This is a genomic window from Shigella sp. FC1967 (assembly GCF_001743005.1).
In the GTDB taxonomy this organism is placed as follows: Bacteria; Pseudomonadota; Gammaproteobacteria; order Enterobacterales; family Enterobacteriaceae; genus Proteus.
In genome coordinates this window covers 1-19,282 of record NZ_MIIZ01000743.1, presented here as the reverse complement: position 1 = coordinate 19,282, position 19,282 = coordinate 1, and the positions used below count along the sequence as shown (strand labels likewise).

Here is a 19,282-nt window from a genome sequence, read left to right as displayed (position 1 = left end):
AAAATGTCAGAAATGCCACTACATAAGCGTATCTGGCAATGCCCTAAATGTGGAGTTGAACATGACCGAGATATCAATGCGGCAATCAATATCCGACACAAGGGCATATTGGAATTACACGCGGCGGGACGCGTCGTTTCAGCCCATGGAGACCCGCGTAAATCCGTCGTACAGAGGGTTGCGGTCTGAGAAGTGGGAAGCCTCGCCGTTTACGGCGGGGAGCAGTCACTACGGATCCTTATTTTAAAAATCATTATGTTGAAGCGAGAAAATTAGCAACAATCGCAGAAAATAAAGGAAGCGCAAGAGGAAAAATAAGTTTAGCAACAGCGCTGATAGCACCTTTATCTGGTGAAACAGATCATAAAAAAGCAATTGCATTATTAGAAGAAGCCGCAGCGACTCATCAACCCGAACTTGTTTACGCGCCAATTTGGTTAGGTGTTCTTTATAGCGGAGTGGGAAATATCCCCGTAGATACTGAAAAAGCCAATATGTGGTTTGCAAAAGCGAACGAAATGACTTTTGAAGGATTTGCTCAAGCAATGGCTTCTTTCATGTTCTCTGGTCAATATCATATTATTGAACCCAATAAACAAAAAGCGGACGAATTAATGAAACAAGCTTGTGAAGAAGCAAAAAAAGTTGGCAATGAGTTTTATTGCCAACAAGCGTTTAATTAACCCAAATTACATCGAATAAATAACCCTAACTCAAAAAAGAGAGAGTAAATCTTGCCCTCTCTTTTATACCCTATCTGTTCAACGTTCTTTTATAGCGCCATACGGTATTCAATCACACCTGGTTTTTCTGCCACCCAGTTATATAAGCGCTGACCACGTAAATTGGTTTCCTGCGTATGCCAATATAAACGAGCACAATCATGCTGTTTAGCTTGTTGATTCACAAACTCTATTAATTGTTTACCTACATGACGGCCACGAGTATCAGGTGAAACGAACAAATCCTCTAAATAACAAAAATCACTTTCAGCCCATGTTGAGCGATGAAAAAGATAATGAACAAAACCCAATACCTTTTCGCCCTCCATCGCGACGGCACAATAAATAGGCTCTTTTTCATCAAAAAAAGCGTGCCCACGTTTTTTAATGTAATTTCTTCTGATAATTCAACTTGATAAAATGCTTGATAACTTAACCAATGTGGCAACCATTGAGCATAATGCGCTTGTTCAACAAACTGAATTGAAACAGTGATTGGTGTTGTGCTCATCTCTTCACTTCCTTCTACTTTTATATTTCCTCTAAAAAGGCATTACCTGGCCTTAACCGTAGTCATGGTACGTTTAATTTTGGTTCTCAATAAGGTACACTTTTTGTGTTTTTATAGGATCCACTTTATGAAACAGAAAAAAACAGCTTATTTTCCTAACCTTGTTTTAGAAGAAGGACCTATTGGTTCTCAGGTGTATCACGCAATTAGAAAAGCGATTTTAGATGGGCGCTTAACATCAGGCAGTCGTCTCCCCTCCAGCCGTACCTTAGCCGAAATGATGTCGATCTCCCGTAATTCTGTTATTGCCGGATTTGAACGTTTAATCGATGAAGGTTATTTATTTACTCGACGTGGTGCTGGTACTTTTGTTGCAAGCACAATTCCTGATGCTATTATTTCGGATAAATGGCTCAAAACCCCCTATTCACCTTCTTCACCATCAATTGAAAGCCCACGAAAAACGCTAAACCCCAATATGCAAAAAGCACAAGCGTTTTGGCAACAATCACAACCTAATATCAATAGTCATCCAATATTTCATGTTGGTGTTGGGTGTGTAGATCTTTTTCCACATGAACTTTGGGGAAGATTATTAGGGCGAGTTTGGCGACAATCCAAAAAAGCACTCGCAACATTTAATTCACCAACAGGCTATACACCATTAAAAGAGATGATATGCCACTATATGCAATCAACGCGTGGTCTATATTGCCAACCTGAACAAATCATTATTGTAAATGGAACACAACAAGCAATTAACCTCACTACCAGAGTATTATTAAAAGAAGGAGATACCGTTTGGTTAGATGATCCTGGTTATGATAGTGCACGAGGGATCTTTACGTCTTATGGGATAAAATCACATCCAATAAATTCAGATAGTGATGGAATGGATATTTCTCAAGGAATAGCGCAATGCCCTGAAACAAAACTTGTTTTTACCACCCCTTCACACCAATTTCCTTTAGGGAATACACTCTCACTTTCACGCCGTATTGCATTATTAGAGTGGGCATCATCTAATAATGTGTGGATCTTCGAAGATGACTACAATAGCGAGTTTCGCTATCACTCTAAACCTATTCAATCTCTACAAGGTTTAGATAAATACCAGCGCGTTATTTATGCCGGTACATTCTCAAAAATGATGTATCCTGGATTTCGTTTAGGCTTTTTAGTGGTTCCTTTACCTTTAGTTGATACATTTAAAGCGGCCAAATATTACACCGATTCACATTCTGGTTTTTTAGAACAAGCAACATTAGCGTTGTTTATTTCTCAAGGGCATTATGCACGCCATGTTAGACGAATACGAAAAGCCTGCTATGAACGTTATCAAGTACTCACTCATGCCATAAAAACACATCTATCTCATATTTTCAGTGTTGAACCGACAGATTCTGGTATCCATATTGTCTGCTGGTTACAAGCTGGCTATACAGAAGAATATATTGTGAAAAAATCACGAGAAATTGGATTAGCCATACAGCCTTTATCACGTTATTGCATTCAAACTTATCCAAAACAAGGTGTATTATTAGGATATGCTGCTCATGATCCTATTGAAAATTGAAAAGAATATTATTTTGCTTGCTCAAACATTATCTAAATAAATAACATCTATTATTAGTTGTCATTTACAATATAAAACGTCGAGTAAGATTTACATTTACCCTATTTTATTTTTTGGCGTGCAATAATAAACCCAAGCAGGGGGAACATTCCGAATAACTAATTTTTTTTCTAAATGAAAATAACGAGATAACGTTTTTTCATATCGAGTTGTATATTGGAATAATACAAAACAACCTTGCGTTTTTAATAACTCATTATGTACCCGTTTTAAAACTCTTAAACCTGTTTTTTTAGGAATAGATAAAAAAGGTAACCCTGAAATAATCATATTATAATGACTATTTAATTTCTCTGCTGATGCAGTATAAACCTGTAATCGATCATCATTAATTTTATCTAACTCTGTTGCAAAGCTGGGCTCTATTTCAAAAACATCTAATGATGAATTTACCGACATTCTTTTTAAGATCTGTTGAGTAATCACCCCTGTGCCAGCCCCTAACTCGGCAACTTGAAGATCCTGCTGCCAATTGAGTTTATCTAACATTTCATAACATAACCAACGAGATGAAGGCGCGATAGTACCCATCGTGGTTGGCGAGATCACAAACCGTTTTAAATATGAGTAGTATGTAGATAATGGAATGAATGTAGATATATCCATCTTCGCCTCCCAGTGTCTTTTAATTAAAGTAAAATTCAGATTAAATGAAGAACATTCATCATTATTTTTATTTATGAAAATACATCATCTAGTGAATAGTGACTTTCAGTATAAAGCGTGAAGTCATCTCTAAGTAAATACGTTTTTCTTATATATTACACTATTTTACATTTTTCTATTTTTACTCTATTTTCTTAAACAAGAATATATTTTTATTTATCCTAAAAAAAGAAAATAAGATATAGCAGAATATTCTTACACTTTTATGTTCAGTGTATTTTCTTTTTTAACAACTCATTGATATTTGTTCGTTCTGTGGCTTTCTTTTGTTAACTCTACGAAGACTATAAGAAACACTTCTAATCTTTCTAATTAATCAATAAATTCACTTGCACCTATCTCTATATTTTGTCAGGTTAGTGTGAGGTCTCTCACTATTCCTACAGATAAAGACAGGGTAATTACAATGAAAAATGTTGGTTTTGTGGGCTGGCGTGGTATGGTCGGCTCCGTTTTAATGCAAAGAATGGTTGAAGAACGTGATTTTGATGGGATAAACCCTGTTTTCTTCACCACCTCTCAATTAGGTGAAGCAGCACCCGCTTACGGTAATCACCGTAGTACTCTGCAAGATGCTTATGACATTGATACCTTAGCATCGCTCGATATTATCATTAGTTGCCAAGGGGGTGACTACACCAATGAAATCTATCCAAAACTGCGCCAAGCAGGCTGGCAAGGTTACTGGATTGATGCCGCATCAGCACTGCGTATGAATGATGACGCCATTATTATTCTCGATCCTGTTAATGGACAGCATATTCAAGACAGTCTAAATAAAGGCATTAAAGCCTTTGTCGGCGGTAACTGCACCGTGAGCTTAATGCTGATGTCCTTAGGGGGTCTGTTTGCTAACAATTTAGTGGAATGGGCAAGCGTCTCTACTTATCAAGCGGCTTCTGGGGCGGGTGCTCGCCATATGAGAGAGCTACTGTCACAGATGGGCTCTTTACATAATCAAGTGGTTAAAGAGCTAGAAAATCCAGCATCTGCAATCTTAGATATTGAACGTAAAGTCACTCACTTTACACGCAGCGGTACGATGCCTACCGAACAATTTGGTGTTCCTCTAGCAGGTAGCTTGATCCCTTGGATTGATAAACAATTAGAAAACGGTCAAAGCCGTGAAGAGTGGAAAGGGCAAGCAGAAACTAACAAAATCCTCAATACAGGCTCAAATATCATTCCTGTTGATGGCCTTTGCGTTCGTATTGGTGCGTTACGTTGCCATAGCCAAGCATTCACCTTAAAACTGAAGAAAGACTTACCTGTTGCTGAGATTGAACAGTTGCTTGCAAGCCATAATGATTGGGTAAAAGTCATTCCTAATGATCGTGAGCTCACTATGCGTGAATTAACACCAGCGGCAGTCACAGGTACATTAAGCACACCAGTAGGTCGTATTCGTAAACTGAATATGGGGCCGGAATTTATTTCAGCCTTTACCGTGGGTGACCAACTGTTATGGGGTGCTGCCGAGCCTTTACGTCGTATGTTGAATATTCTGCGTTAATCTTCATTATTTAGAATATCGACCATTTTTAAAAATGGAAATGGTTGATATTCTTATACTCAAGACTCATTAGTTTTATTTCTTATTTATTCGCCTTTCCTTTTCTTATAAAACTATTTTTTAATTTTTTCATATTTTATTTATTTTTTTAATTTTTATCGCTCTGTATAAAATACATTTCCCACAATATTTTTCAAAAAATAATGCTAAAGAATTCAGTTCGATTACTCAGCATAATTCACTATTTTTTATTCAAAATAGAGTGTAAAAATAAATAAAAGCCTTTTTTTAATAACTAAAAAAGTAATGACGATAAAAACCTAAATATAATAATTCCTAATATATTATTCTTCTCTCTTTCTTTTATAAGGATCGCAGTAACGCCTTATTATTTAAAAATAAATTTACTTTGCATTGCCATTTATTTAAGGTGATTTTTTATTACTTTTATAAAAAGATGCATTATAAATATGACAACACAAACACAACCCAATAAAAAAGGTTTTTTAAACCGAGTCGAGCGCATTGGTAATATCATGCCTGATGTTACTATGTTGTTCGTTTACGCCTTAGTGATCTGCTGGATATTTTCTTTTTTTCTCTCTTTTGTACATTTTGATTATTTCCACCCAGTAACTAAAGAGAAAATCACCGTTATTAATATGTTTCAATATGAAGAAATCATATTATTTGTGACAAGTGCAGTAAAAAATTTCATTAGCTTTCCTCCACTTGGAATAACGATTGTTGCAACATTAGGAATTGGTATTGCCGAAAGCAGCGGTTTTATTAAAACGGCTTTAAAAAAAATGCTGTCACTTATTTCTCCTAAAATGCTAACACCAACGGTGGTTTTTGTTGGTATTGTTGCGCACTTAGCTTCCGACTCCGCTTACGTGATCCTTATGCCAGTCTCAGCGATGATGTTCTATGCAAGTGGTCGTCATCCTTTAGCAGGTATTGCCGCTTCATTTGCAGGTTTAGCGGGTGGATTTACAGCAAGTTATACACCTTCGATTATTGACCCAATAATGCAAAGCTTTACCCAAGAAGCAGCGCAAATTATGGCTCCAGGATATAGCGTTAACGTTTTATGTAACTACTTTTTTAGCGTAGGCGGAACGTTTGGCGTTATTTTAACTTGTTGGTATATCACTGAAAAAATTGTAGAGCCTTGGTTAAATAAAAACTGCCCCGTCTCTTCAGGTATTGATACCAAAGATGCGGAGTTAGGTGAAATCACACCAATAGAAAAACGCGCATTCCGTTTTGCAGGTTGGGCAGTTGTGCTGATGGGAATTGGTTTATTTGCACTGTTATTACCAGAAACGTCACCATTACGTTCACCAGAAGGCAGTTTAACCAGCCCTAAAGCCCCTATTATGCAAATTGTGGTGCCTTTACTGTTTATCTTCTTCTCTGTACCCGGCTTAATCTATGGCTATATGACCAAATCTTTTGCTTCCACAAAAGATATTGTCAAAGCAATGGAAAATATCACTAAATCGCTGATCCCATTTATCGTTTTTGCCTTTTTTGCGGCTCAGTTCCTTTACTCTTTTCAACACTCAAATTTAGGAACTTTATTAGCATTATCTGGGGCAGAGTTACTGCGCACGCTTAATATGCCTTCTGGCATGACGGTATTAGGTGTCATTTTGCTGACTGCGATTTTAAATATCATGATCACCTCAGCAACATCAAAATGGGCGGTTATTGCTCCCGTATTAGTGCCAATGTTAATGGCTGTCGGAATTTCACCTGAATTAACGCAAGCTGCCTTCCGTGTCAGTGATTCTGCAATGAATGTGAGTACACCTATGTTCCCATTCTACCCACTCATATTGATGTATTGCCAAAAATACTATAAAGGGGCGGGTATCGGTACACTGTGCTCAATGATGATCCCTTTCACTATTGGCTTGCTTATTGTATTAACGACGACACTGTTTATTTTCTGGGGACTCGATATTCCTCTCGGTTTTGACAGTGGATATACATGGCAACCCGCATCATAACTTATGCTTATAAAAATAACTGTATTAGGAACAAAATGATAATGAACACCCTAGGTAAAAAGTTAGAACAGCGTTTCTTCCGTTATCTGGCAATTGAAAGCCAAAGTGATGCATCTGCTTCTGTGGTGCCAAGCACACAAGGGCAACTTGAATTAGCAAAGTTACTGGCTAAAGAGCTAGAAACTTATGGATTAAAAGATATCTATATCGATTCACATGCCATTTTATATGCAATGAGACCAGGAACTAAACCCAATGCCCCTAAAGTTGGGTTTGTTGCTCACCTTGATACGGTTGATGTCGGTATTTCACCTGATATTCACCCTCAGACACTGCGTTATGAAGGGAAAGATCTCTGCTTAAATAAAGAAAAGAATATCTGGTTTAAAGCTCAAGAACACCCTGAAGCCGAGCCTTATATTGGTGAAGAAATTATCTTCAGTGATGGTACAAGCGTATTAGGTGCTGATAATAAAGCAGCGATCACCGTTGTTATGGAGTTAATGGATAAACTTCAACATGCTGATTTTGATTGTGGTGATATCTATGTTGCGTTTGTACCTGATGAAGAAATTGGATTGCGCGGTTCTAAACTGATGGATTTATCTCGCTTCAACGTTGATTTTGCTTACACCATTGATTGCTGTGCATTAGGGGAAGTCGTGTATGAAACCTTTAATGCGGCATCCATTAATGTGTCTGTAAAAGGTGTTACTGCACACCCAATGTCCGCGAAAAACGTATTATTAAACCCAATTCGTGTCGCACATGATTTTATTGGCTGCTTTGACCGCTTTGATACACCCGAGCACACCGAACACCGTGAAGGTTATTTCTATGTCACTGATTTAATCGCCAACCCTGATAATGCGGTGATTAAAATGGCTATCCGTGATTTTGATAAAAAAAGTTATGAAGCCCGTAAGCAATACATTGCACAATCTGTTGAGTTAATACGCGCTCGTCATCCTCGTGCACAAATCGATTATGAAATTATCGATGTATATAGCAATATCAGTGATTCAATTGGGGAAGATCGCACCGCTATCGAACTTATATTTGAAGCATTAAAACGATTAGATATTCAACCTAATGTGATCCCAATGCGAGGAGGTACAGATGGCTCTGCACTTTCAGCGCGAGGCTTGCTCACACCTAACTACTTTACAGGCGCATTAAATTTCCATTCTCGCTTTGAGTTCTTACCTGTTAGCTCATTTGAGAAAAGTTATTTAGTAACAGAAATGCTGTGCCGTTTGATCGGACAACGCGGATAAGCGTGATTGTTATACCAACAAAAAAGCGGCGCCGTTTTCACAGTGCCGCTTTTTTTATCTCATCTAATTTAAATTAGATATCAATATTTGCCGCTTTCAGCGCATTTTCTTCGATAAAGGCACGACGAGGTTCAACCGCATCACCCATTAAGGTGGTAAATAATTCATCGGTTGCAATTGCATCTTTTACTGTGACTTGCATCATACGACGTGTATCTGGGTTCATGGTCGTTTCCCATAACTGCTCAGGGTTCATTTCACCAAGACCTTTATAACGCTGTACTGCAAGACCACGACGTGATTCTTTGTTTAACCACTCAAGCGCTTCTTCAAAGCTTGAAATTGGCTGACGACGCTCTCCACGCTCAATAAACGCACCCTCTTCAATTAGGTTACCAATAATGTCACCTAAATGCGTAATGCGCTGATATTCGCTACTGTGGATAAAGTCATAATCCAGTTTGTAGTCTGTATCCACACCATAGGTACGAATACGTAGCACAGGTTCAAACAGACGATTTTCATCGTTTTGAGCAATGGTGTAGCTATAAGTACTGCCTTGATCTTCCGCTTCATTTAAGCGGTTAACCAAACCACTCATCCACTCTTCAACTTGAGCTTTATCAGATAACGCATCTTCTGTCAGCGTTGAGTGATACACCAAGCTGTTTAACATGCTAAGTGGATAGATACGCTCCATACGACGAATGATCTTGTGCGCTGCATGGTAATCAACAACCAGTTTTTCAAGCTGTTGACCGTGCATTGCAGGTGCGTGTTCACTCACATAAAGGGCGGCACCATCAAGCGCGATCGACATCAGATACTCGTCCATTGCGTCGTCATCTTTAATGTATTGCTCTTGTTTACCTTTCTTCACTTTGTAAAGTGGCGGCTGAGCAATAAAGATATGGCCACGTTCGATGATTTCTGGCATTTGACGATAGAAGAATGTCAGTAACAGAGTACGAATGTGAGAACCATCGACGTCCGCATCCGTCATGATGATAATGCTATGATAACGCAGTTTATCTGGGTTATATTCATCACGACCGATGCCACAACCTAATGCAGTGATTAACGTTGCGACTTCTTGAGAAGCCAACATTTTATCAAAACGCGCTTTCTCAACGTTGAGGATTTTACCTTTTAACGGAAGAATAGCCTGTGTTTTACGGTTACGCCCTTGTTTTGCAGAGCCACCCGCAGAGTCCCCTTCCACTAAATACAGTTCAGAGAAAGCAGGATCGCGTTCAGAACAGTCCGCTAGCTTACCCGGTAAGCCACCTAAATCTAATGCACCTTTACGACGTGTCATCTCACGTGCTTTACGCGCTGCTTCACGAGCACGTGCCGCATCAATGATTTTACCGACAACAATTTTCGCATCGTTTGGATTTTCTAACAGATATTCCACCAGCTTCTCATTCATCAGCGTCTCTACTGCTGTTTTCACTTCTGAAGAAACCAGTTTATCTTTTGTTTGTGATGAGAATTTAGGATCAGGCACTTTAACAGAGATAACCGCAATCAGACCTTCACGAGCATCATCACCCGTCGCACTGATTTTCGATTTCTTATTAAACCCTTCTTTATCCATATAGTTGTTTAACGTACGTGTCATTGCAGTACGGAAACCAACTAAGTGTGTACCACCATCACGTTGTGGAATATTGTTAGTAAAGCAGTAAACATTCTCTTGGAAACCATCATTCCACAACATGCCCACTTCCACACCAATGCCATCTTTTTCAGTTGAGAAATAGAATACATTTTGGTGAATTGGCGTTTTATTACGGCTTAAGTATTCAACGAATGCTTTAATACCGCCTTCATAGTGGAAATGATCTTCACGGTTATCACGTTTATCAATTAAACGGATAGAAACACCTGAGTTTAAGAAAGACAATTCACGAAGGCGTTTCGCTAAAATGTCATATTGGAATTCCGTCTCGCCTTTAAAGGTTTCAAGGCTTGGCCAGAAGCGTACAAATGTCCCTGATTTTTCAGTATCGCCAATCACTTTTAAACGATCATCAGGCACACCATGACGATAAATTTGTTGATGGATATTTCCATCACGATGGATTGTCAGTTCAAGTTTTTCAGACAACGCATTAACAACAGAAACCCCTACACCATGAAGTCCACCAGAGACTTTATAGGAGTTATCATCGAATTTACCCCCCGCATGCAGAACGGTCATAATAACCTCTGCCGCTGAGACACCCTCTTCTGGGTGAATGCCGGTTGGAATTCCACGACCATCATCTCGAACAGAGACGGAGTTATCTGAATGGATAGTGACAATTATCTCATCACAGAAACCCGCGAGGGCTTCGTCGATTGCGTTGTCGACCACCTCGAAGACCATGTGATGCAGACCGGTTCCATCATCTGTATCCCCGATATACATCCCCGGGCGCTTACGCACCGCATCCAGCCCTTTTAATACTTTGATACTTGAGGAGTCATATGTATTCGACATCAACGTTTCTCGCTTTATTCCTATGGTTTAACCTCTATTTTGCCACGTTCTACGCTAAATAGCCTGCTATTTACATCTAGCATATCTTTCACTTGCCCTTGTGTTATCGCACTGACAAACACTTGAGCTTGCGTAGACTTTAGACGCTCGGCTAACAACTGACGCCGACTTGCATCTAATTCAGAAGCAAAATCATCGAGCAGATACAGGCATCTTTGCCCATTCTTACGAGTGAAATATTCACCTTGTGCCAGTCTCAAAGCACACATCAACAACTTGAGCTGGCCTCGTGACAACATATCTTCTACTGGTGTGCCGTTTGCTCTAATACGTAAATCTGCTTTATGAGCACCAAGTGAGGTATATGTTAACATTTTATCACGTTCAAATTGACGTGCTAACAACTCGCCGTAATCTGTTTCTTTATCCCACCCTCGTTGGAAACTCACTTTCAACGAAAACTCAGGCAAAAACAGGCGACACGTTTCTTCAATATCTTTAGCGATATCTTCGGTATATTGAGATCGCCATTCACTTATCTGTTCTGTTAATAAGATAAGTTCTTTATCCCAAGGCATCAGTTGTCGATAAGACGTAGCTTGCCTCAGTGCTGCATTACGTTGTTTTAATACACGTTTTAAATCTGACCATGCAGCAAAAAATCGAGGTTCATTATGAAAACAACCCCAATCAATAAAAGCGCGACGATATTTAGGGCCACCATTCAGTAGTGTAAAACCTTCAGGTGTTATTAATTGCATGGGTAACAACTTTGCTAACTCTGCAATTTTATGACCATCGCTGCCATCAATACGTACAGTACTATTGCCTTCGCGATCTTTACTTAATCCTATCGCATAGCCACGACTCTCTTCATTTAGCCCACTTAAGCGCCCATGAAGAATAAATTCATTTTCATCATGCTGGATCACGCGATTAGCTTGAGAACTACGAAATGCACGCCCATGACCCAAGGTGTAAATCGCTTCAAGTATACTTGTTTTACCACTCCCGTTAGGTCCAACAAGGAAATTAAAGCCATCCGCTAATGGCAGATCCGCTTGTTCAATGTTTCTAAAATGACGGATCAATAAACGGGATAAAATCATATTAATGACTATTATAAACGCATTGGCATAACAACATAAGCAGCAGCAGAACTTGCCATATTCTCCACTTGAACACTTGAAACCGCATCTGTTAGCAGAAGCTTAACTTCTTCACATTTCAATGTATTAAGTACATCAAGGAGGTAACTGACATTAAAGCCAATTTCCATTTCTTCACCTTGATATTGAACATCAACAATCTCTTCTGCTTCTTCTTGCTCAGGGTTGTTTGCTGTAATCTTCAATTGCCCGTTGGTCAGGTTTATACGCACACCACGGAATTTTTCATTCGATAAAATGGCAGCACGAGAAAATGCCTGTTTAAGAATATCACAACCCGCAATCACTGTTTTGGTTGGATTTTTCGGTAATACACGACGATAGTCAGGGAAACGACCATCAACCAACTTTGAAGTGAAAATAAAATCACCCACATGTGCACGTATATTGTTACTACCGATTTGCAGTTGCAGTGAACTTTCACCCGCACCATCAAGTAGACGCATTAACTCAATGACACCTTTACGAGGAACAATAACAGAATGCCCTGGTAAAGATTGTCCAATGTCCATTGAACACACGGCTAAACGGTGTCCATCTGTTGCAACTGTGCGTAACTCTGTATTTTCAGTTTCAAACAACATACCGTTGAGGTAATAACGTACATCTTGATGCGCCATTGAAAATTGAGTGGACTCAATGAGACGTTTTAATGTTGCTTGAGGCAAAGTAAATTCAACCTCACTTTGCCAGTCATCTAAATTAGGAAAATCAGATGCCGGTAATGTTGATAGGGAGAAACGGCTACGACCTGAGCGCACTAATAGACGATCACCGTCGAGCTCAACACTAATTTCAGCACCTTCTGGTAGCCCACGCCAAATATCAAAAAACTTACGCGCAGGAACAGTTGTGGCGCCAATTTCATGAGCTTGGCTAAGATTAACTCTTGCCACCATCTCCATTTCAAGGTCTGTTCCAGTGAGTGATAAGGTATTTTCCGTTACCTTAAGCAATAGGTTACCTAAAATAGGTAAGGTTGGACGACCACCTAAAGGGCCACTTACTTGTTGTAGCGGCTTAAGAAGCTGTTCACGTTCAATGATAAATTTCATAGCGCTAGGATGATAATGTTCTGATTAAGTTAGAAAAATCTTCTTTGATGTCATGACTTTCTTCACGCAATTGCTCTATCTTTCGACATGCATGAAGTACAGTTGTATGATCACGACCCCCAAAGGCATCCCCGATTTCAGGCAAGCTGTGGTTTGTTAATTCCTTCGCCAGCGCCATTGCCATTTGCCTCGGACGGGCAACCGATCGCGATCTCCGCTTTGACAGTAAATCAGCGACTTTAATTTTATAATATTCAGCAACCGTTTTTTGAATATTATCGATAGTGACTAATTTTTCCTGCAAGGCGAGCAAATCACGTAATGCTTCACGGACAAAGTCGATAGTAATCGCACGACCTGTAAAGTTTGCGTTAGCAATTACTCGGTTTAATGCACCTTCAAGTTCGCGGACGTTAGAACGAAGTCTTTTAGCAATAAAAAAGGCCACTTCGTCAGGTAACTGAATTTGGTTTTCATCCGCTTTTTTCATCAAAATCGCCACTCGGGTTTCAAGTTCAGGTGGCTCAATAGCAACCGTTAATCCCCAACCAAAGCGTGATTTTAATCTATCTTCAACACCATTAATCTCTTTAGGATAACGGTCTGAGGTTAAAATAATTTGCTGATTACCCTCTAACAATGCGTTGAAGGTATGAAAAAATTCTTCTTGTGAACGCTCTTTATTAGCGAAAAATTGAATATCATCAATTAATAGCGCATCCACAGAACGGTAATAGCGTTTAAAGTCTTCTATCGCGTTATTTTGTAATGCTTTTACCATATCTTGTACGAAACGTTCAGAATGCATATAAACGACTTTTGCATTTGCTTTACGTTCCATAATGCTGTTACCCACTGCGTGTAACAAGTGCGTTTTACCTAGCCCTGTTCCACCATATAAAAAGAGTGGGTTATAAGCTCCACCAGGGTTATCAGCAACTTGTCTTGCCGCCGCTCTTGCTAACTGGTTTGATTTACCTTCAACGAAGTTATCAAACTTATGTTTAGGATTAACATTAGAACGATAATTAAGTTCAGGCAGTTGAGATGCCGGTTGATTATCCCAACTAGGGCGAACGGGCTGACTATGTGTTGGTGCTGTATTCACTGTTGGATGTACAACGGTTTTAGGAATACTTTCCGTAGTACGTGCTGATGCGGGTTTGTTACCCACTTCAAAACGTAAAGAAGGGACTTCTGAGCCACAAAAATCCACTAATAATGCGTTGATATTATTAATGTATTTTTCTCTCACCCAATCTAAGACAAAACGATTAGGTGCATACAGCGCCAGCGTATTATCGCTTAGTTCTGCCTGCAAGGGACGTATCCACATACTAAATTCAGTGGCAGGTAACTCATCCTGCAATCGGGCAAGACAATGCTGCCAAAGCGAAAGTGACACGGCGGACTCCCCTAAAAAAACAAGACTAAAAAATAAACAGGAAAAATGCAGTTAAACACTGTGTGCCTAAATACAAAGTGCACAACACCGTTCCTCTTCAATTCTTAATAAGGAACAACTCTTGGTGACAACGATTTTTTTACATCGTGACTCACGATCGCAGACTGGCTATTCTGATCGTGACGGGGGATCATATCGCAAAATGAAACGAAGATCCTCTTTCTTTTGCACAGTTTTTATGGTTTTTATCCACAGGCTTACTGATTTACGATAATTCACCAAATGAAATATGCAAAGGCGTTCTAGTGTACTTGAGTCGCCCTATAAATAGCAATTGGGGATAACTTTCTCTTTGCATAAATCTCCCTTTCTTATAGTAAGTGATCAAATATCTCTCATTTGATCCACCAAAGATCCTTGCGCTTTCACCATGAGTCCGTATAATCTTGCACCCTGCGTGCTTGTACCAACAAAGTCACTTATTAAGACCCTTTTTTAGGTCGCTGATAAGCGTACTCGTTGCGCATAAGTCAGGATTGATTATCGGGTTTGCTAAAAAAGACGACAAAAATCGGTACTTAAAGCGTCATCTTCATTGACGCATTTGAGTGATTTTATTACAATCCCGCATCTTTCCATCATTGATGCTGCGATTGAAGTACTGGTTTGTTTATTTATTGCACGCCTGTCTGTCAACGCATTTGCTGAATCAGTAATTATATTAAGTAGGTAGAAATCGCCATGAAACGCACTTTTCAACCGTCTGTACTGAAGCGCAACCGTAACCACGGCTTCCGCGCTCGTATGGCCACTAAAAATGGTCGTCAGGTTCTGGCTCGCCGTCGTGCGAAAGGCCGCGCTCGTCTGACCGTTTCTTCGAAATAATAAAAGCTAACCATTCCGTGGTTAAGCTCGCTTTTCCAAGGGAGTTACGTTTGTTAACTCCCAAGCATTTCAATTTTGTTTTCCAGCAACCACAACGTGCGAGTTCTCCAGAAGTTACTATTTTGGGTCGCCAAAATGAGCTGGGGCATCCCCGCATCGGTCTAACAATCGCAAAGAAAAACGTTAAACGTGCTCATGAGCGCAATCGTATTAAACGATTAGCCCGTGAATACTTTCGTTTACATCAGCATGAATTACCGCCGATGGATTTTGTGTTATTAGTAAGAAAAGGGGTTGCTGAACTTGATAACCATCAATTGACGGAAGTATTGGGTAAATTATGGCGTCGTCATTGTCGCTTGGCTCAAAAGTCCTGATCTTGCTGATTAGGGGCTATCAACTGGGGATTAGTCCTCTGTTGGGGCCTCGTTGTCGTTTTAATCCTACGTGCTCTAATTACGGAATTGAGGCATTGCGCAGGTTTGGAATGATAAAAGGTAGTTGGTTAACAGTGAAACGCATATTAAAATGCCACCCTTTACACGAAGGTGGTGATGATCCTGTCCCACCTAGAAAAAACGACGATAACAGAGAAAATTAACGATGGATTCGCAACGCAATCTTCTATTCATCGCTTTGCTGTTCGTTTCTTTCCTGATCTGGCAGCAGTGGGAGGGTGATAAAGTTTCACAAAACACCACCACTACTGCTCAGGTCTCGCAACAAGCGGACGTGCCAAGTAGTGATAGTCTTGCTGTAACTGGTAACAGCAATGAGCAGGCAAAATTGATTACCGTAAAAACTGACGTACTTGATCTTCGTATCAATACTCAGGGCGGTACTATCGATGAGGCTGATTTGTTAGCCTATCCCGCCGAGCTTAATTCACAGACACCTTTCCGTTTACTGGAAACTACACCACAGTTTCTGTATCAGGCGCAAAGTGGCTTAATCGGCCCTGATGGCCCAGATCAGAAATCTCGCCCAGTTTATAGTGCTGATAAAAACGAATTCGTACTTGGTGAAAACCAAGATGAGTTACGTGTACCTATGACTTTTGTCAATGAAGAAGGCGTAAAATTCGTCAAAACCTTCATTCTGAAGAAAGGTCAGTACGATATCGGTATTGATTACAAAATTGAGAATACAACAGATAAAACGTTGACCATGAACTTCTACGGTCAGTTAAAACAATCTGTTAAATTGCCAGAAAGCCGTGATACTGGTAGCAGCAACTTTGCGCTACACACTTATCGTGGCGCGGCATACTCATCCGATGAAACCAACTATAAAAAATACAGTTTTGGTGATATCGAAGATAAAAACTTATCTATAACCACTAATAATGGTTGGGTTGCAATGTTACAACAGTACTTTGCAACAGCATGGGTTCCTTCTAAAGATAGTCAGAACAATAACTTCTACTCTATCACTTTAGAAAACAAATCTATTGCTCTGATTGGTTATAAATCAGCACCGGTGACAATTGCACCAAATAGCAGTGCTGACATCAGCTCAACATTATGGGTTGGTCCAGAAATTCAGTCAGAAATGTCAGCCATTGCGCCACATTTAGACCTGTCTGTAGATTACGGTTGGTTATGGTTTATCTCTCAGCCACTGTTTAAACTGTTGAAATTCCTTCACAGCTTTATCGGTAACTGGGGCTTCTCCATCATCATGATCACCTTTATCGTTCGTGGTATCATGTATCCGCTGACTAAAGCACAGTATACTTCCATGGCGAAAATGCGTTTACTGCAACCAAAATTGGCTGCACTGCGTGAACGTATTGGTGATGACAAACAACGTATGAGCCAAGAAATGATGGCGTTATACAAACAAGAGAAAGTGAATCCTCTGGGTGGTTGTTTACCGCTGATTATCCAGATGCCAATCTTCCTTGCATTGTATTACATGCTGATGGGTTCTGTTGAATTACGTCATGCGCCATTTATGTTATGGATCCAAGATTTATCGGCGCAAGATCCGTACTACATCCTGCCATTATTAATGGGTGTAACAATGTTCATCATTCAGAAACTGTCTCCTACGGCAGTGACGGATCCGATGCAACAAAAAATCATGACCTTTATGCCGGTTGTGTTTACTGTATTCTTCCTGTGGTTCCCATCAGGTCTAGTTCTGTACTATATCGTCAGTAACTTAGTGACCATTATCCAACAGCAGCTAATTTACCGCGGCTTGGAAAAACGTGGCTTACACAGCAGAGACAAAAAATAAGGTCACATGAGGAAAAACCTCTTCCTTGGTTACATTCAAAGGAAAGTGACATAAAATAGCGAAGGCGGTCTACAATGACCGCCTTCTGTTTTTTTATATTGATACAATTATTCTGATTAAGCGAGTACACCATGCATAGCACTGATACTATCGTCGCTCAGGCCACACCTCCGGGAAGAGGCGGTGTTGGTATCCTACGCGTTTCTGGCCCCAAAGCAGCCCTTGTGGCACAAACCGTTTTAGGCAAATTGCCGAAACCTCGTTATGCCGATTACCTGCCATTTCGCAATGATGACAACTCAGTGCTTGATCAGGGTATCGCCCTTTTCTTCCCAAATCCGAACTCATTTACAGGTGAAGATGTTCTAGAATTACAAGGTCATGGCGGCCCCGTTATTCTGGATTTATTACTAAAACGCATTTTACAAATTCCTGGTGTGCGTATTGCAAACCCTGGAGAATTTTCTGAACGTGCATTTTTAAATGACAAACTCGACTTAGCACAAGCCGAAGCGATTGCAGATTTAATTGATGCCAGCTCAGAACAAGCGGCACGTTCAGCGATTAATTCATTACAAGGTGCATTTTCCTCTCATATTAACGAGATGGTAGAGTCATTAACTCACTTACGTATTTATGTTGAAGCAGCGATTGATTTCCCAGATGAAGAGATTGATTTTCTTTCTGACGGTATCATTGAAGGAAAGCTTAACGCGGTTATTGCTGAATTAGATGATGTTCGAGCTCAAGCTCGCCAAGGTAGCCTGTTACGTGAAGGGATGAAAGTGGTTATCGCTGGTCGCCCTAATGCAGGTAAATCAAGCCTATTAAATGCATTAGCAGGTCGAGAAGCTGCCATTGTCACGGATATTGCGGGTACAACGCGTGATGTATTGCGTGAGCATATTCATATTGATGGTATGCCTCTGCATATTATCGATACAGCAGGTTTACGTGAAGCCCGTGATAAAGTGGAACGTATTGGTATTGAACGTGCTTGGAAAGAGATTGAGCAAGCAGATAGAGTGCTCTTTATGGTGGATAGTACGACTACCGATGCAACAGCACCTGAAGATATTTGGCCTGAGTTTATGGCTCGTTTACCTAGCACACTGCCGGTCACCGTTATTCGCAACAAATCAGATTTAACGGGTGAACCTGCCGAGATCACCTCGCAAGGTGACTATCCGATGATCCGTTTATCTGCCCGTGATGGAATGGGCATTGAGTTACTACGCTCACACCTTAAAGAAGCCATGGGCTTTAACAGCAATACTGAAGGGGGCTTCTTAGCGCGCCGCCGTCATTTACAGGCATTAAATACCGCAGCAGAACATTTACAGCAAGGCCATGAACAGCTGGTTTATGCAAAATCGGGTGAATTATTGGCAGAAGAGTTAAGACTGGCTCAACAAGCATTAAGTGAAATTACTGGTGAATTTACCTCGGATGATTTATTAGGCCGTATTTTCTCAAGTTTCTGTATTGGGAAGTAACGATCAAACTTTACCTGCTATAGCGTGTAAATATCACTTTACCGGTTATAGCAGGTAAAAATTGCATATATACGATATAAAGTTAGGTAATGCTTTTTTCAAAAAGAGTGTCATAAATTAATTATTTTATTTATTATATTATTTAATACTCGATTTTAATTAACCGATTAATAATATATATCAAACAACATACTTGG

Annotated in this window: 15 protein-coding genes and 2 pseudogenes; 11 read left to right on the top strand and 6 right to left on the bottom strand. The window is 39.9% G+C overall.

Annotated features, from left to right (window positions below):
* Both BHE89_RS11775 and BHE89_RS27035 read left to right on the top strand, forming a co-directional pair.
* The coding region (locus tag BHE89_RS11775) for a zinc ribbon domain-containing protein (protein ID WP_141008291.1) at positions 1–189 on the top strand (189 nt) is incomplete at its 5' end.
* The gene (locus BHE89_RS27035) at positions 162–683 is read left to right on the top strand and encodes an SEL1-like repeat protein (RefSeq protein ID WP_353615122.1); all 522 of its coding nucleotides are present in this window, start codon (positions 162–164) and stop codon (positions 681–683) included. The genes BHE89_RS11775 and BHE89_RS27035, both read left to right, overlap by 28 nt.
* A gap of 89 nt (positions 684–772) precedes the next feature.
* Here BHE89_RS27035 and BHE89_RS11765 read toward each other — a convergent pair.
* Positions 773–1,233, bottom strand: a pseudogene (locus BHE89_RS11765) (GNAT family N-acetyltransferase).
* 127 nt (positions 1,234–1,360) lie between these two features.
* On the opposite strand from BHE89_RS11765, the pseudogene pdxR reads away from it, so the two are divergent.
* Positions 1,361–2,849: pseudogene (pdxR, locus tag BHE89_RS11760) on the top strand (MocR-like pyridoxine biosynthesis transcription factor PdxR).
* Positions 2,850–2,905: 56 nt separating this feature from the next.
* Here pdxR and BHE89_RS11755 read toward each other — a convergent pair.
* Positions 2,906–3,475 carry a class I SAM-dependent methyltransferase gene (locus BHE89_RS11755; protein ID WP_069367348.1) on the bottom strand — a complete coding sequence of 190 codons (570 nt, stop codon included), beginning with the start codon at positions 3,473–3,475 and terminating at the stop codon, positions 2,906–2,908.
* A 466-nt stretch (positions 3,476–3,941) separates the two neighbouring features.
* Here BHE89_RS11755 and asd point away from each other — a divergent pair, with 466 nt between their 5' ends.
* From asd to pepT, 3 genes are all read left to right on the top strand, one after another.
* A complete protein-coding gene (gene asd, locus BHE89_RS11750; RefSeq protein ID WP_069367349.1) occupies positions 3,942–5,048 on the top strand; it encodes an aspartate-semialdehyde dehydrogenase in 1,107 nt (368 codons plus the stop codon).
* A 470-nt stretch (positions 5,049–5,518) separates the two neighbouring features.
* On the top strand, positions 5,519–7,066 hold the full coding sequence (locus BHE89_RS11745) for an AbgT family transporter (RefSeq protein ID WP_069367350.1): 1,548 nt from the start codon (positions 5,519–5,521) through the stop codon (positions 7,064–7,066).
* Positions 7,067–7,104: 38 nt separating this feature from the next.
* Complete coding sequence (gene pepT, locus BHE89_RS11740) at positions 7,105–8,343, top strand: peptidase T (RefSeq protein WP_171729902.1); 1,239 nt, start codon at positions 7,105–7,107, stop codon at positions 8,341–8,343.
* 73 nt (positions 8,344–8,416) lie between these two features.
* On the opposite strand, the gene gyrB is transcribed toward pepT, so the two are convergent.
* The 4 genes from gyrB to dnaA are packed head-to-tail and all read right to left on the bottom strand — an operon-like array spanning position 8,417 to position 14,460.
* Entirely contained in the window at positions 8,417–10,831 is a 2,415-nt protein-coding gene (gyrB, locus tag BHE89_RS11735; protein WP_069367352.1) for a DNA topoisomerase (ATP-hydrolyzing) subunit B, read from the bottom strand.
* A 20-nt stretch (positions 10,832–10,851) separates the two neighbouring features.
* Positions 10,852–11,940 (bottom strand): DNA replication/repair protein RecF, encoded by a 1,089-nt coding sequence (gene recF, locus BHE89_RS11730; protein ID WP_069367353.1) that lies wholly within the window; start codon positions 11,938–11,940, stop codon positions 10,852–10,854.
* A gap of 11 nt (positions 11,941–11,951) precedes the next feature.
* Positions 11,952–13,055: a DNA polymerase III subunit beta gene (dnaN, locus tag BHE89_RS11725; RefSeq protein WP_069367354.1), complete on the bottom strand. Its 1,104-nt coding sequence runs from the start codon at positions 13,053–13,055 to the stop codon at positions 11,952–11,954.
* Between the two features lie 4 nt (positions 13,056–13,059).
* A complete protein-coding gene (gene dnaA / locus BHE89_RS11720) occupies positions 13,060–14,460 on the bottom strand; it encodes a chromosomal replication initiator protein DnaA (protein ID WP_069367355.1) in 1,401 nt (466 codons plus the stop codon).
* Positions 14,461–15,201: 741 nt separating this feature from the next.
* On the opposite strand from dnaA, the gene rpmH reads away from it, so the two are divergent.
* The 5 genes from rpmH (at position 15,202) to mnmE (ending at position 19,085) form a co-directional block, all read left to right on the top strand.
* Positions 15,202–15,345: a 50S ribosomal protein L34 gene (gene rpmH / locus BHE89_RS11715; RefSeq protein ID WP_004246509.1), complete on the top strand. Its 144-nt coding sequence runs from the start codon at positions 15,202–15,204 to the stop codon at positions 15,343–15,345.
* A 17-nt stretch (positions 15,346–15,362) separates the two neighbouring features.
* Positions 15,363–15,722: a ribonuclease P protein component gene (rnpA, locus tag BHE89_RS11710; RefSeq protein ID WP_071788569.1), complete on the top strand. Its 360-nt coding sequence runs from the start codon at positions 15,363–15,365 to the stop codon at positions 15,720–15,722.
* Positions 15,686–15,946, top strand: coding sequence for a membrane protein insertion efficiency factor YidD (gene yidD / locus BHE89_RS11705; RefSeq protein WP_072064717.1), 261 nt, complete (start codon positions 15,686–15,688; stop codon positions 15,944–15,946). The genes rnpA and yidD overlap by 37 nt, the downstream gene beginning before the upstream one ends.
* A 2-nt stretch (positions 15,947–15,948) precedes the next feature.
* A complete protein-coding gene (gene yidC, locus BHE89_RS11700) occupies positions 15,949–17,589 on the top strand; it encodes a membrane protein insertase YidC (RefSeq protein ID WP_069367356.1) in 1,641 nt (546 codons plus the stop codon).
* A 131-nt stretch (positions 17,590–17,720) separates the two neighbouring features.
* The gene (mnmE, locus tag BHE89_RS11695) at positions 17,721–19,085 is read left to right on the top strand and encodes a tRNA uridine-5-carboxymethylaminomethyl(34) synthesis GTPase MnmE (RefSeq protein ID WP_069367357.1); all 1,365 of its coding nucleotides are present in this window, start codon (positions 17,721–17,723) and stop codon (positions 19,083–19,085) included.
* Positions 19,086–19,282: the final 197 nt, after the last annotated feature.